Genomic DNA, 12622 nt, shown 5'->3' on the forward strand with positions numbered 1-12622 from the left:
TTATGAAGAAGTGCGGGAAAAGTGGGCGAACAGCCAGCGGGTGATAAGCGGCAGCAGCCCCAGTAGCGTAAAGGCAATGACCACGCCGGGGGAAAGGATATCACGCAGCGCGGCGATCTGCCCCAGCTGGTGTCCGGCGTTAAGATAGACGATTGCCCCTGGCAACATGCCCAGCTGACTGACCCACCAGTAGCGCCACAATCCGATCGGGGCGATACCGGCCAACAGGTTGACCATAAAGAACGGGAACAGCGGCATCAGGCGCAGGGCAAAAAGGTAGAACGCCCCGTCCCGCGAGACACCGTCGTTAACCGTGCGCATTGGCCCGGCAAAACGGCGCTGCACCCAGTCCCGCAGCAGGTAGCGGCTGCTCAGCATCGCCAGCGTGGCCCCCAACGTCGAGGCGAATGACACCAGCACAATTCCCAGCCACAGGCCAAACAGCGCCCCGCCGAGCAGGGTCAACATCGCGGCGCCCGGCAGCGACAGGGTAGTGACCAGCACATAGAGAAGGAAAAAGAGTATCGTGCTTTGCAGCGGGGCCTGCTGGCAGTATAGCTGCAGGGCCTGATGCTGCGCCTGAAGGTTTTCCAGCGTCAGCGTGCCGGGCGGCAGTAGCCTAAAGAGAAGAGTAAAAGCGCCCAGAAGGGCGCAAATAAGCAGAACTTTACCGCGATGTACAGCCATTTACTTCACGTCGAAGGTTGCCCAGACCGGGGCATGGTCGGACGGTTTTTCCATGCTGCGAATTTCGTAGTCGATCCCGGTTTCGATGCAGCGCTCCGCCAGCGGATTGCTTGCCAGCAGCAGATCGATGCGCAGGCCGCGGTTATCGTCAAAGCCCTTAGAGCGGTAATCGAACCATGAGAAGCGATCCTGGGTCTCCGGGTTGGCGTGGCGGAAGGTATCCACCAGACCCCAATCCATCAGACGGGCCATCCACTCGCGCTCCTCCGGCAGGAAGGAGCACTTCCCGGCGCGCAGCCAGCGCTTGCGGCTCTCTTCACCGATGCCGATATCCAGATCGGTGTGGCTGATATTCATGTCGCCCATGATCAGCACCGGATCGTCTTTCTTCAGCTCGGTTTCGAGGAAGGACTGAAGGTCCTGGTAGAACTTCTCTTTGGCCGGGAATTTCAGCGGATGGTCACGGCTCTCGCCCTGCGGGAAGTAACCATTGATGACAGTGATGTTGCCAAGCGGTGTGGGTATTTCCGCCATGATGATGCGGCGCTGGGAATCTTCACCGTCTCCCGGGAAGCCGCGACGCACCGAGACCGGCGTCTCTTTGGTGAGCAGCGCCACGCCGTAATGGCCTTTCTGACCGTGATAGAAGACGTTGTAGCCCAGTTTTGCCACCTCTTCGAGAGGGAACATGTCGTCGTGAACTTTTGTCTCCTGCAGGCCAATGACGTCAGGCTGATGTTTTTCGACGATGGCCTGCAGTTGATGAGGACGGGCGCGCAGGCCGTTGATATTAAAAGAGACAAATTTCATAGTCGCTGCCAGTGCAAGGTGAATAGTGCAAGGATGGTAGCAGAATTTCCTCCCGCTGACTGCCGCCGCTGCGTATGTTCCACCCATTACTGCAACAGATCCTGCCGATAGTGCAATTTCTGCACCGTTCTGGCGCGTTACGCCCTCCGATGGCGCACAAAAGCTACACAAATTTCGCGAGCGATCACAATTCCAGAATTATATTTGGCCTATGCATAATATTTCTGTTTTTCCTTCGGTAAAGCTGCGCTTGTTGTAAAAATATTCACTTTTTATGCAATAACAGTGAATAATACCATGTTGTAACCTGTTGATATTTCGTTACCCCCTCCCGTTTATGCATTTTTATCGCTGGCTGGCACGAACGCTGCAATCTACATTCACAGGGCAAACACATAAATATTTAACATTTTATCAACTTTTTATTTACCGGATGAGGTCGCTATGTCTCTGTCAATTACGCGTGAAAATTTTGATGAATGGATGATGCCGGTTTACGCCCCGGCGGCTTTTATTCCGGTACGGGGAGAGGGCTCGCGCCTGTGGGATCAGCAGGGCAAAGAGTATATCGACTTCGCCGGAGGTATTGCGGTTAACGCCCTGGGCCACGCCCATCCGGCGCTGCGCCAGGCGCTGAACGACCAGGCGGCGAAGTTCTGGCACACCGGGAATGGCTACACCAACGAGCCCGCGCTGCGCCTGGCGAAAAAACTGATCGACGCCACCTTCGCCGAAAAAGTGTTCTTCTGTAACTCAGGCGCTGAGGCCAACGAAGCCGCACTGAAGCTGGCGCGTAAATATGCCCACGACAATTTTGGCAGCCATAAAAGCGGCATCGTCGCCTTCAAAAATGCCTTCCACGGCCGCACGCTATTTACCGTCAGCGCGGGCGGTCAGCCTTCCTATTCGCAGGATTTTGCGCCGCTGCCGCCGGATATCCGCCACGCGGTCTATAACGATCTGCAGTCCGCCAGCGAGCTGATTGATGAGTCCACCTGCGCGGTGATCGTCGAGCCGATGCAGGGCGAAGGCGGCGTTGTGCCTGCCGATAAAGCGTTCCTGCAGGGGCTTCGCGAGCTGTGCGATCGCCACAACGCCGTGCTGATTTTCGATGAAGTCCAGACCGGCGTCGGGCGTACCGGTGAGCTCTATGCCTATATGCACTACGGCGTGACGCCGGATGTGCTCTCCACCGCCAAAGCACTGGGCGGCGGCTTCCCTGTCGGGGCAATGCTCACCACCGATAAATTTGCCCGGGTGATGACCGTCGGCACCCACGGCACCACCTACGGCGGCAACCCGCTGGCATCGGCAGTAGCCGGTCAGGTGCTGGATATCATCAACACGCCGGAAGTGCTGAACGGCGTGAAGCAGCGTCACGACTGGTTTGTTGAGCGTCTTCAGGCCATCAACAGCAAAACCGGCCTGTTTAAAGAGATTCGCGGCCTGGGGCTGCTGATTGGCTGCGTGCTCACGGATGAATTCGCCGGAAAAGCTAAACTCATTTTACAGGAAGCGGCAAAAGCGGGCGTGATGGTGTTGATCGCCGGGGCTAACGTAGTGCGCTTCGCGCCTGCGCTGGTTGTCAGCGAAGAAGAGGTGCGGACCGGGTTAGATCGCTTTGCGCTGGCCTGCGAACAGGTGAAGTCCGGGGTGTCATCATGATGGTCATCCGTCCCATTGAGCGCGGGGATTTATCCGCCCTCATGCAGCTTGCCGGTAAAACGGGAGGCGGGCTGACCTCGCTTCCCGTTGATGAAAACACGCTCTCGGCGCGCATTGAGCGCTCCATCGAGACCTGGCAAGGGACGCTGCCGAAAGGCGAACAGGGCTACGTGTTTGTGCTGGAAGATACCGTTACCGGCACTGTGGCGGGGATCTGCGCCATTGAGGTGGCGGTAGGTCTGAACGATCCCTGGTATAACTACCGTGTGGGCACTCTGGTGCATGCCTCGAAAGAGCTGAACGTCTACAACGCGCTGCCCACGCTGTTTCTCAGTAACGATCACACCGGCAGCAGCGAGTTGTGCTCGCTGTTTCTCGACCCGGAGTGGCGCAAAGAGGGCAACGGCTATCTGCTCTCCAAATCGCGCTTTCTGTTTATGGCCGCCTTCCGCGATCGCTTTAACGAAAAAGTGGTGGCCGAGATGCGCGGCGTCATCGACGAAACAGGCTTCTCGCCGTTCTGGAAAAGCCTGGGCGAGCGCTTCTTCTCCATGGAGTTCAGCAAGGCCGACTACCTGTGCGGTACCGGGCAGAAAGCCTTTATCGCCGAGCTGATGCCAAAACATCCCATCTACACCCATTTCCTCAGCCCCGAGGCACAGGCGGTAATTGGCGAGGTCCATCCGCACACCGCTCCGGCGCGGGCGGTGCTGGAGAAAGAGGGCTTCCGCTACCGGAACTATGTTGACATCTTCGACGGCGGCCCGACGCTGGAGTGTGATATCGACCGGGTGCGGGCGATCCGCAAAAGCCGTCTGGTGGAGGTGGCCGAGGGGCAGCCCGCGCCGGGTGAATTTCCGGCCTGCCTGGTGGCGAACGAACAATATGACAGCTATCGCGCCACGCTGATCCGCGTGGACCCCGAATGTGAACGTCTGGTGCTGACCGCAGCGCAACTGGATGCCCTGAAATGTTGCGCTGGCGATCGTATTCGCATGGTGCGTCTGTGCCCCGAGGAGAAAACGGTATGAACTTATGGATTAACGGTGACTGGGTAACCGGCGAAGGTGAACTTCGCAGCAAACACAACCCGGTGGGGCAGGAGAGATTATGGCAGGGGGCGGATGCCAGTTCCGGGCAGGTTGAGCAGGCGTGCCGCGCCGCGCGCGCCGCGTTCCCCGGCTGGGCGAAGCTGCCGTTCAGCGCTCGCCAGGCGATCGTGGAGAAATTTGCCACCCTGCTGGAGGCAAATAAGCAGGAGCTGACCAGCATTATTGCCCGCGAAACCGGCAAACCGCGCTGGGAGGCGGCGACCGAAATTACCGCCATGATCAACAAGGTCGCCATTTCAATCAAGGCGTACCACACCCGCACCGGCGAGCAGCGTACCGAGATGGCGGACGGGGCCGCCACGCTGCGCCACCGTCCGCACGGCGTGCTGGCGGTGTTCGGCCCCTATAACTTCCCTGGCCATCTGCCGAATGGCCACATCGTGCCCGCCCTGCTGGCGGGTAACACGGTGATCTTCAAGCCGAGCGAGCTGACGCCCTGGAGCGGCGAGGCGGTGGTCAAACTGTGGGAGCAGGCCGGGCTGCCGCCGGGGGTGCTCAACCTGGTACAGGGCGGGCGCGAAACCGGTCAGGCGCTGAGTGCGTTGAGCGACATTGACGGGCTGCTCTTTACCGGCAGCGCCGGCACCGGCTATCAGCTGCACCGCCAGCTGGCCGGGCAGCCGGAAAAAATTCTGGCCCTCGAGATGGGGGGCAACAATGCGCTGATCGTTGACGATCCGGCAGATATCGATGCCGCGGTCCACCTGACCATCCAGTCGGCCTTTATTACCGCCGGACAACGCTGCACCTGCGCCCGTCGCCTGCTGGTGAAACGCGGCGCTGAAGGAGATGCTTTCCTCGCCCGTCTGGTGGAGGTCAGCGCGCATTTGCTGCCGGGTGAATGGGATGCCAGCGAGCAGCCGTTTATCGGCGGGCTGATCTCCGAGCAGGCGGCGAAAAACGTCTATCACGTCTGGCGGGAGTATGTCGCCCGGGGCGGCCAGTCGCTGCTGGATCCGCGTCTGGTGAAGGCGGGTACCTCTTTATTAACCCCGGGGATTGTTGAGATGACCGGCGTGAACGGCGTGCCGGATGAAGAGGTCTTTGGTCCGCTGCTCTGCGTCTGGCGCTATGACGATTTTGACCAGGCCATCGCGATGGCAAACGCCACGCGCTACGGCCTGTCGTGCGGGCTGATCTCCCCGGAACGCGAGAAATTTGACCAGCTGCTGCTGGAGGCGCGCGCCGGGATCGTCAACTGGAACAAACCTCTCACCGGCGCGGCCAGCACGGCGCCATTCGGTGGCGTGGGGGCTTCCGGTAACCATCGCGCCAGCGCCTGGTATGCGGCGGATTACTGCGCCTGGCCGATGGCGAGCCTGGAAACACCGGCCATTGTCCTGCCGGAGCAGCTGAGTCCGGGCCTCGATTTTGCACGGGAGAAGCGTCATGAAAGCGCGTGAAGTTAACTTCGACGGGCTGGTGGGGTTAACCCACCACTATGCCGGGCTGTCGTTCGGCAATGAGGCCTCCACAAAACACCGCTTTCAGATCTCCAACCCGCGGCTGGCGGCAAAGCAGGGGTTATTAAAAATGAAGGCGCTGGCGGATGCGGGTTTTCCTCAGGCGGTGATCCCGCCGCAGGAACGGCCTAATGTCGCCGTCCTGCGCCAGCTCGGGTTTACCGGCAGCGACGAGCAGGTAGTGGAGAAAGCGGGCACTCAGATGCCGCAGCTGCTCTCTGCCGCCAGTTCGGCCTCCTCCATGTGGGTAGCCAACGCCGCGACGGTGGCCCCCTCCGCAGATACCCTCGACGGAAAAGTGCATCTGACGGTGGCGAACCTGAACAACAAATTCCACCGCGCCAGTGAAGCTGGCACCACGGAACAGGTGCTGCGGGCTATTTTCCGCGATGAATCCCGGTTCAGCGTCCATACGGCGCTGCCGCAGGTGGCGATGTTCGGCGACGAAGGGGCGGCCAACCATAACCGTCTTGGCGGCGATTACGGCGAACCGGGCCTGCAGCTGTTTGTCTATGGTCGTGACGAGGGGACAGGTCCCGCGCCTGCCCGTTACCCGGCCCGTCAGACCCTGGCCGCAAGCCAGGCCGTTGCCCGTCTGAATCAGGTCAATCCGGGCCAGCTGATGTTTGCCCAGCAAAACCCGCTGGTGATCGACCAGGGGGTGTTCCATAACGACGTGATTGCGGTCTCGAATCGCCAGGTGCTGTTCTGCCACGAGCAGGCGTTTGTTCACCAGTCAGCGCTGCTGCACGCCCTTGGCGATCGCGTGCCCGGATTTATGCCGATTGAGGTGCCGACGGAAGCCGTTTCGGTGCAGGATGCGGTGGCAACCTATCTCTTTAACAGCCAGCTGCTGAGCCGTGACGACGGCAGCATGATGCTGGTGCTACCCCAGGAGTCGCAGAACCATCCTGGCGTCTGGCGCTATCTGAATCAGCTGGTGGCAGAGGATAACCCCATCAGCGAGCTGCGGGTGTTCGATCTGCGCGAAAGCATGGCCAACGGCGGCGGTCCAGCCTGTCTGCGCCTGCGCGTGGTGCTCACTCCTGAGGAGCAGCGGGCGGTGAATCCGGCGGTGATGATGAACGAGACCCTGTTCAACACGCTTAATGACTGGGTGGATCGCTACTATCGCGATCGGTTGACCCAGGCCGACCTGATTGATCCGCAGCTTTTACGAGAAGGACGCGAGGCGCTGGATGCCCTGACCCGCATTTTGCAACTGGGCTCCGTCTATCCGTTCCAGCAATAAAGGAGGCGTTATGGAAAACTATCTGGCGCTAACCATGGCCAATGAAACGCCCGCCCGACGGGAGGGCAAAGGGGCTTCGTTTCACTGGCGCTGGCTGGTACGCGGCGTGCTGGAGCTGACTCCGGAGGTGGCGAGCACCCGCTCGCTGGTGCTCTCGGCTGGCATCCACGGCAATGAAACCGCGCCGGTAGAAATTGTCGACCTGCTGGTCAGGGCGCTGTTTCGCGGCGAACTGACGCTGCGCTGCCGCCTGCTGGTCATCTATGGCAATCCACCTGCGCTGAGGGCGGGCAAGCGCTACCTGACCTGCGATATCAACCGCCTGTTCAGCGGGCGCGGGGCGCAGTTTCCGGCCTGCGAGGAGACCGAACGGGCGGCGTTACTGGAGGCACGGGTAGAGGCGTTTTACCAGCAGGCGGGGTCCGATCGCTGGCATCTCGATCTGCATACCGCTATTCGCGCCTCGTATCATGAGCGCTTTGGCGTGCTGCCCCAGCGCAGTCAGCCCTGGGATGAGGCGTTTATTCAGTGGCTCGGCGATGCCGGGCTGGAAGCGCTGGTCTTTCATCAGGCCCCGGGGGGCACCTTCACCCATTTCACCTGTGAGCGCTTTGGCGCCCTGGCCTGTACGCTGGAACTGGGCAAAGCGCTGCCGTTCGGCCATAACGATCTGACCCGCTTCGCCACGACTCATCGGGCGCTGTATGCCCTGCTGAGCGGTGAGGCACCCGAGCAGCATGTTGCTCCTGTCGAACAGTACCGGGTGGTGCAACAGATCACCCGCCGCAGCGAGGCCTTTGTGCTGCACATGGCGAGTCATACCCTGAACTTTACGCCGTTCCGCCAGGGGGTATTGCTGGCAGAGGATGGCGAAGAACGCTATGAGGTACAAAAACCAACCGAGTATGTTCTTTTCCCGAACCCCGCCGTGGCCTTTGGGTTGCGCGCCGGGCTGATGCTGGAAAAAGTCACCTAAAAATTACCTGACCCCATCTGCGTAACGCGGTGGGGTTGTTTATTTTCTCAGCCATTTCACTCGTCTGCCGTTTTATTACGGATTATTCCTGGCTGTTTGCTTTATTATTAATCTCTTCGCCGGTATACTCCTCCATAATCTCTTTAAAATCATCCTGATGAATATTTTTGTTTCATCTCCCCACGCTTTATCCTTATTTCCTCCATATTTGACGATAATTTGTTTTTTACACTTTCATTGTTTTACCGTTGCTCTGACTAATTGACGATAAACCCCGTAAAGTTAATCTCGTCAACACGGCATAGCGCCGAAGAATAACTGAAAGGAAGGACAAAATTATGCGTAAATTAACTGCACTGTTTGTTGCCTCTACCCTGGCTCTGGGCGCTACCAGCGCGGCGTTCGCCGCTGATACCGCCACCACCACCACGGCTGCACCGACCGAAGGCAAAATGATGCATCACAAAGGTAAGCCGGGCATGCATCACGACATGATGTTTAAAGACCTGAACCTGACGGATGCGCAGAAAGAGCAGATCCGCGACATCATGAAAAGCCAGCGTGACCAGATGAAGCGTCCGCCGGTAGAAGAGCGCCGCGCAATGCATGACATCATCGCCAGCGACTCCTTCGATAAAGCGAAGGCCGAAGCGCAGGTTGATAAGATGGCCGAGCAGCATAAAGCCCGCATGCTGGCGCACATGGAAACCCAGAACAAGATTTACAACATCCTTACCCCGGAACAGAAAAAGCAGTTTAATGCCAATTTTGAGAAGCGTCTGACAGAACGTTCCGCGGCGAAAGGTAAAATGACCACCTCAGCCGAATAATCGGTTCAGCTATTCAAGACCGCCGGAGTCTTGTCCACTCAAGCAGATTTGCTGTGGGCAGGTCCGGCGGTTTTTTCTTTTCCAGCCTCTTGCCAGCCGCCGCCATCCCGGTATTCTCCTGTTATCGATTTGCAGAATGTGTTTGAAATTTCTGACGTTACTTTTTTCATCGTCAGACTAAGGCCCACCCGCACATCTGCCGATACTGTTCTGCAGCGACCTAACGATAACAAACAATAAGCGACCGCCCTGGGCGGGGTGCTCTGGCGCGTATTGCGCCATTTGGAGTGGTGATGGAATTCTTCGATATCCGCAAAATGCCGATCAACCTCTGGCGCAACGGCGCGGGAGAGACGCGCGAAATATGTTGTTTCCCTCCTGCAACCCGGGACTTTAACTGGCGCGCCAGTATTGCCTCCCTTGCCAGCAACGGGGATTTTTCTGTTTGCCCCGGTGTTGATCGGGTGATCACCCTGCTGGAAGGGGGAGAAGTGCATCTGGATGGTGGAAAGGCGTTTACTCACACGCTGCGACGTCATCAACCCTTCAGCTTTGCCGGCGAACTGCCGGTCAAGGCGCAGCTGCTGGAAGGGCAGATGTCGATGGACTTTAACATCATGACCCGCCGGGATTGCTGCCGGGCTAAGGTGCGGGTGGCGGACCGCACCTTCACGACATTCGCCTCACGCGGCGGCGTGGTGTTTGTGCTGAGCGGCGCCTGGCAGCTCGGCGAAAAGCTGCTGACCGCCGATCAGGGCGCGTACTGGCATGAGGGCGACCATACCCTGCGATTGCTTAAGGACGAGGGCACCCTGCTGTTCAGCGAGATTTTCTGGCTTCCAGGCCACTGAGCGGAATGATCTCATACTTGCCCGCCAGCAGCGGTTTGCAGAGTATTTTATACCCATCCTGATCAAAACCGGCGGGCGTACGCAGCAGTTCCGCCGCCTCGTCCAGGCTTTCCACCGCGCCCAGCCAGAGCCAGTTATGGATAATGTGGTAGTGGGTCATCTCCGGGCGCGACTCTTTCAGCGCCACGGCGCAGTCCCACGGCCAGCAGGTGACGCCTATCGCCTGCAACCCCTCAACCAGCCGCTGCTGATGCTCTTCCACGCTCTCTTTCCCGCAGCACGCCCCTGCACAGCGCTTCAGGGCGGAGCGGAAACAGGCCCGCCCACGGCTTAACGACTCCAGCCCGAGTAGGCCGTAACAGAGCTGTCGCTCGTCGGCCAGCGTCTGTAAGGTTTGCAGCGCCGCCCGGCGGTTGGCGAACAGGCCATACAGGTTCGGGGTATGGGAGAAATCGACTTCGCGGGCATACACGATCTGCGGTTTGCCTTCGGTGATCTGCAGCGAGCAGAGCTGGCGATTGCGGCGCAGCCGTTTATTGAACAGCGGCTGCTGCTCCTTGATTAAACGCGCTTCGAGCAGCAGGGCGCCCAGCTCGCCCGCGGTTTGCGTCCAGGTGATACGCCGGGACTGCCGCAGCATAGCGGCCTCGTCCGGCGTGCGCAGATGCGACAGCACCCGGCTACGGATATTGACGCTTTTGCCGATATAAAGCGGCATGGCATCGCTTTCGCCATGAAAGAAGTAGACGCCTGGCTGCTTGGGGAGTGCCTCAAGCCACGGGCGCAGATGTTCGGGATATTCATAGATTGCTGCCGCTTCGAATTCAAGCCGCGGTGCCGATTGACGCCTGCTCACAACATACTCCTGATACTGTTCAGGCATACAGTGTAGCAGCAGTGGTGTGGTTAAAAAAGAGGCGGCATAAGCCGCCTCGTCAGAATTACGCTTTCCAGAAGTCGTCGAACACCGTGATCGGCGGGCGACGTTTGTGCTCGGTCTTCAGATACCAGCCTTCGATAATGCGAGCGGTGCCTTCGTCCAGCGTCTTGCCTTCCAGATAATCATCAATATTTTCATAGGTCACGCCCAGCGCGGCTTCATCCGGCAGGGAAGGGCGATCGTCTTCCAGATCTGCGGTAGGGGCTTTTTTATACAGATGCTCCGGACAGCCCAGCGCGGCCAGCAGCTGTTTGCCCTGGCGCTTGTTGAGACGGAACAGCGGATTAATGTCGGTACCGCCATCGCCATATTTGGTGAAGAAGCCGGTCAGGGCTTCTGCTGCATGGTCTGTCCCTACTACTACGCCGCTGGTCATCCCGGCGATGCTGTACTGCGCCTTCATGCGCTCGCGAGCCTTTTCGTTGCCGCGGACGAAATCGCTCAGCTCAATGCCCGCATCGCGCAGCGCTTTTTCGCTGGCCAGCACCGCTTCTTTAATATTGACGGTCAGCACGCGATCGGGCTGGATGAACGCGATGGCATCCTGACAATCCTGCTCGTCGAACTGCACACCGTAGGGCAGGCGTACCGCGATAAACTGCAGGTCGTTATTCCCCGTTTCGGCACGCAGTTCGCTGATCGCCATCTGGGCGAGCTTCCCGGCAAGCGTAGAGTCCTGACCGCCGCTGATGCCCAGCACCAGCGTTTTCAGGAACGGGAACCGGGTTAAGTAGGATTTCAAAAAATCGACGCTACGGCGAATCTCTTCTTCCGCATTGATGGTGGGTTTAGCACCCAGTGCCTGGATAATCTCTTGTTGCAGAGCCATCTAGCCCCTCCGTTACACAAATTTGCCTGATGAATGTACTGTTAAAGCTAACCCGTCATGGGGAAAACGACAAGGATCACAAATTTGAATGGAGCGAAATAGAGCGATTTAGCAGGTTATCTTTGTTTTGCAGGAATTTTCCGAAAAAACTTTGCCGTCACGCTTGAGGTTGAAAAATGTGGTTTTCTATTCCAGGCTTACTTAACACGCTGATAAACAAGAGGACGGAATATGAACAAGAACGTAGCAGGAATGTTAGGCGCAGCGGCTGTACTGACTTTACTGGCGGGCTGTACCGCTTATGACCGCACAACCGATCAGTTTAAAGAGCCTGTGGTCAAAGATGTTAAAAAAGGGATGAGCCGCGCTCAGGTAGAGCAGCTGGCCGGTAAGCCATCATCTGAAGTGACGATGATCCACGCTCGCGGTACCTGCCAGACCTATATCCTGGGTCAACGGGATGGTAAAACCGAAACCTATTTTGTTGCATTAGATGACACAGGTCACGTTATGAACTCTGGCTACCAGACCTGCGCGGAATATGACACCGATCCGCAGGCGCCTAAAGCCTGATAACACTTTCCCTGAGCAGACCCAAACCGGCCAACTGGCCGGTTTTTCTTTATTCCCCTCCCTAATCTTAATTCTTATCGCGAATTATTTGCCCGAAATGTGAAGGTTGTCATAACTGCAGGTCAATGAGAGACAATTCTAAAACTTCCTGGATTACCACTGACATTTCCCTTGCCGTATACTCATCCCATCAGACCAGCCTGCGAGAAGGACGCCCGGTAAGGGTGCTGATGTCGCAGCTAACGCGGTGGCCATATAAGAGGGAAGTCATTATGGAAAAGAAACATATCTATCTGTTTTGCTCAGCGGGCATGTCAACATCACTGCTGGTGTCAAAAATGCGTGCGCAGGCCGAGAAGTACGAAGTCCCGGTAATCATTGAAGCCTTCCCGGAAACGCTGGCAGGCGAAAAAGGCACCAGTGCCGATGTAGTGCTACTGGGGCCGCAAATTGCCTATATGCTGCCAGAAATTCAACGTCTGTTACCGAATAAACCGGTTGAAGTAATCGACTCTGCGCTGTACGGCAAAGTGGATGGTTTGGGTGTTCTTAAAGCTGCTGTAGCAGCGATTAAAAAAGCTGCTAATTAATTTATTTTTTATTTTTCCCGTCAAAGAGCAATTTCACACACACT

At 57.8% G+C, this 12622-nt stretch carries 13 protein-coding genes; 9 read left to right on the forward strand and 4 right to left on the reverse strand.

What is annotated here, in order from left to right; translation table 11 throughout:
• The gene (locus GNG26_RS09055; RefSeq protein WP_156238468.1) at nucleotides 1–687 is read right to left on the reverse strand and encodes a TVP38/TMEM64 family protein; all 687 of its coding nucleotides are present in this window, start codon (nucleotides 685–687) and stop codon (nucleotides 1–3) included.
• On the reverse strand, nucleotides 688–1497 hold the full coding sequence (xthA, locus tag GNG26_RS09060) for an exodeoxyribonuclease III (RefSeq protein ID WP_114315247.1): 810 nt from the start codon (nucleotides 1495–1497) through the stop codon (nucleotides 688–690).
• Between the two features lie 444 nt (nucleotides 1498–1941).
• Here xthA and GNG26_RS09065 point away from each other — a divergent pair, with 444 nt between their 5' ends.
• From GNG26_RS09065 to ves, 7 genes are all read left to right on the forward strand, one after another.
• A complete protein-coding gene (locus GNG26_RS09065) occupies nucleotides 1942–3162 on the forward strand; it encodes an aspartate aminotransferase family protein (protein ID WP_156238469.1) in 1221 nt (406 codons plus the stop codon).
• Nucleotides 3159–4193, forward strand: coding sequence for an arginine N-succinyltransferase (astA, locus tag GNG26_RS09070; RefSeq protein WP_103179276.1), 1035 nt, complete (start codon nucleotides 3159–3161; stop codon nucleotides 4191–4193). Before GNG26_RS09065 ends, astA begins: the two co-directional genes overlap by 4 nt.
• On the forward strand, nucleotides 4190–5677 hold the full coding sequence (astD, locus tag GNG26_RS09075; protein ID WP_156238470.1) for a succinylglutamate-semialdehyde dehydrogenase: 1488 nt from the start codon (nucleotides 4190–4192) through the stop codon (nucleotides 5675–5677). Before astA ends, astD begins: the two co-directional genes overlap by 4 nt.
• A complete protein-coding gene (astB, locus tag GNG26_RS09080; protein WP_114315244.1) occupies nucleotides 5664–6989 on the forward strand; it encodes an N-succinylarginine dihydrolase in 1326 nt (441 codons plus the stop codon). The genes astD and astB overlap by 14 nt, the downstream gene beginning before the upstream one ends.
• Before the next feature lie 10 nt (nucleotides 6990–6999).
• Nucleotides 7000–7965 carry a succinylglutamate desuccinylase gene (astE, locus tag GNG26_RS09085; RefSeq protein ID WP_156238471.1) on the forward strand — a complete coding sequence of 322 codons (966 nt, stop codon included), beginning with the start codon at nucleotides 7000–7002 and terminating at the stop codon, nucleotides 7963–7965.
• A gap of 338 nt (nucleotides 7966–8303) precedes the next feature.
• Nucleotides 8304–8795 (forward strand): ATP-independent periplasmic protein-refolding chaperone Spy, encoded by a 492-nt coding sequence (spy, locus tag GNG26_RS09090; protein WP_103823832.1) that lies wholly within the window; start codon nucleotides 8304–8306, stop codon nucleotides 8793–8795.
• 293 nt (nucleotides 8796–9088) lie between these two features.
• Nucleotides 9089–9646 (forward strand): environmental stress-induced protein Ves, encoded by a 558-nt coding sequence (gene ves / locus GNG26_RS09095; protein WP_156238472.1) that lies wholly within the window; start codon nucleotides 9089–9091, stop codon nucleotides 9644–9646.
• Here the strand turns inward: ves and cho are convergent.
• Nucleotides 9615–10502, reverse strand: coding sequence for an excinuclease Cho (cho, locus tag GNG26_RS09100; RefSeq protein WP_197080140.1), 888 nt, complete (start codon nucleotides 10500–10502; stop codon nucleotides 9615–9617). The genes ves and cho overlap by 32 nt on opposite strands.
• Nucleotides 10503–10587: 85 nt before the next feature.
• Nucleotides 10588–11415 (reverse strand): ammonia-dependent NAD(+) synthetase, encoded by an 828-nt coding sequence (gene nadE / locus GNG26_RS09105; protein WP_103823835.1) that lies wholly within the window; start codon nucleotides 11413–11415, stop codon nucleotides 10588–10590.
• A gap of 231 nt (nucleotides 11416–11646) precedes the next feature.
• Between nadE and osmE the strand changes: the two genes are divergently transcribed.
• A complete protein-coding gene (gene osmE / locus GNG26_RS09110; RefSeq protein ID WP_103179284.1) occupies nucleotides 11647–11988 on the forward strand; it encodes an osmotically-inducible lipoprotein OsmE in 342 nt (113 codons plus the stop codon).
• A gap of 230 nt (nucleotides 11989–12218) precedes the next feature.
• A complete protein-coding gene (locus GNG26_RS09115) occupies nucleotides 12219–12578 on the forward strand; it encodes a PTS sugar transporter subunit IIB (protein ID WP_255473435.1) in 360 nt (119 codons plus the stop codon).
• Nucleotides 12579–12622 lie beyond the last annotated feature (44 nt).

Origin of the sequence: Leclercia sp. J807 (genome assembly GCF_009734465.1) — a bacterium.
Classification (GTDB): Bacteria; Pseudomonadota; Gammaproteobacteria; order Enterobacterales; family Enterobacteriaceae; genus Enterobacter.

Coding starts and splice junctions, on each gene's coding strand:
- GNG26_RS09055 (WP_156238468.1), bottom strand. CDS start 687: ATGGCTGTACATCGCGGTAAAGTTCTGCTTATTTGCGCCCTTCTGGGC.
- spy (WP_103823832.1), top strand. CDS start 8,304: ATGCGTAAATTAACTGCACTGTTTGTTGCCTCTACCCTGGCTCTGGGC.
- nadE (WP_103823835.1), bottom strand. CDS start 11,415: ATGGCTCTGCAACAAGAGATTATCCAGGCACTGGGTGCTAAACCCACC.
- astD (WP_156238470.1), top strand. CDS start 4,190: ATGAACTTATGGATTAACGGTGACTGGGTAACCGGCGAAGGTGAACTT.
- xthA (WP_114315247.1), bottom strand. CDS start 1,497: ATGAAATTTGTCTCTTTTAATATCAACGGCCTGCGCGCCCGTCCTCAT.
- GNG26_RS09065 (WP_156238469.1), top strand. CDS start 1,942: ATGTCTCTGTCAATTACGCGTGAAAATTTTGATGAATGGATGATGCCG.
- astE (WP_156238471.1), top strand. CDS start 7,000: ATGGAAAACTATCTGGCGCTAACCATGGCCAATGAAACGCCCGCCCGA.
- ves (WP_156238472.1), top strand. CDS start 9,089: ATGGAATTCTTCGATATCCGCAAAATGCCGATCAACCTCTGGCGCAAC.
- astB (WP_114315244.1), top strand. CDS start 5,664: ATGAAAGCGCGTGAAGTTAACTTCGACGGGCTGGTGGGGTTAACCCAC.
- osmE (WP_103179284.1), top strand. CDS start 11,647: ATGAACAAGAACGTAGCAGGAATGTTAGGCGCAGCGGCTGTACTGACT.
- astA (WP_103179276.1), top strand. CDS start 3,159: ATGATGGTCATCCGTCCCATTGAGCGCGGGGATTTATCCGCCCTCATG.
- GNG26_RS09115 (WP_255473435.1), top strand. CDS start 12,219: ATGTCGCAGCTAACGCGGTGGCCATATAAGAGGGAAGTCATTATGGAA.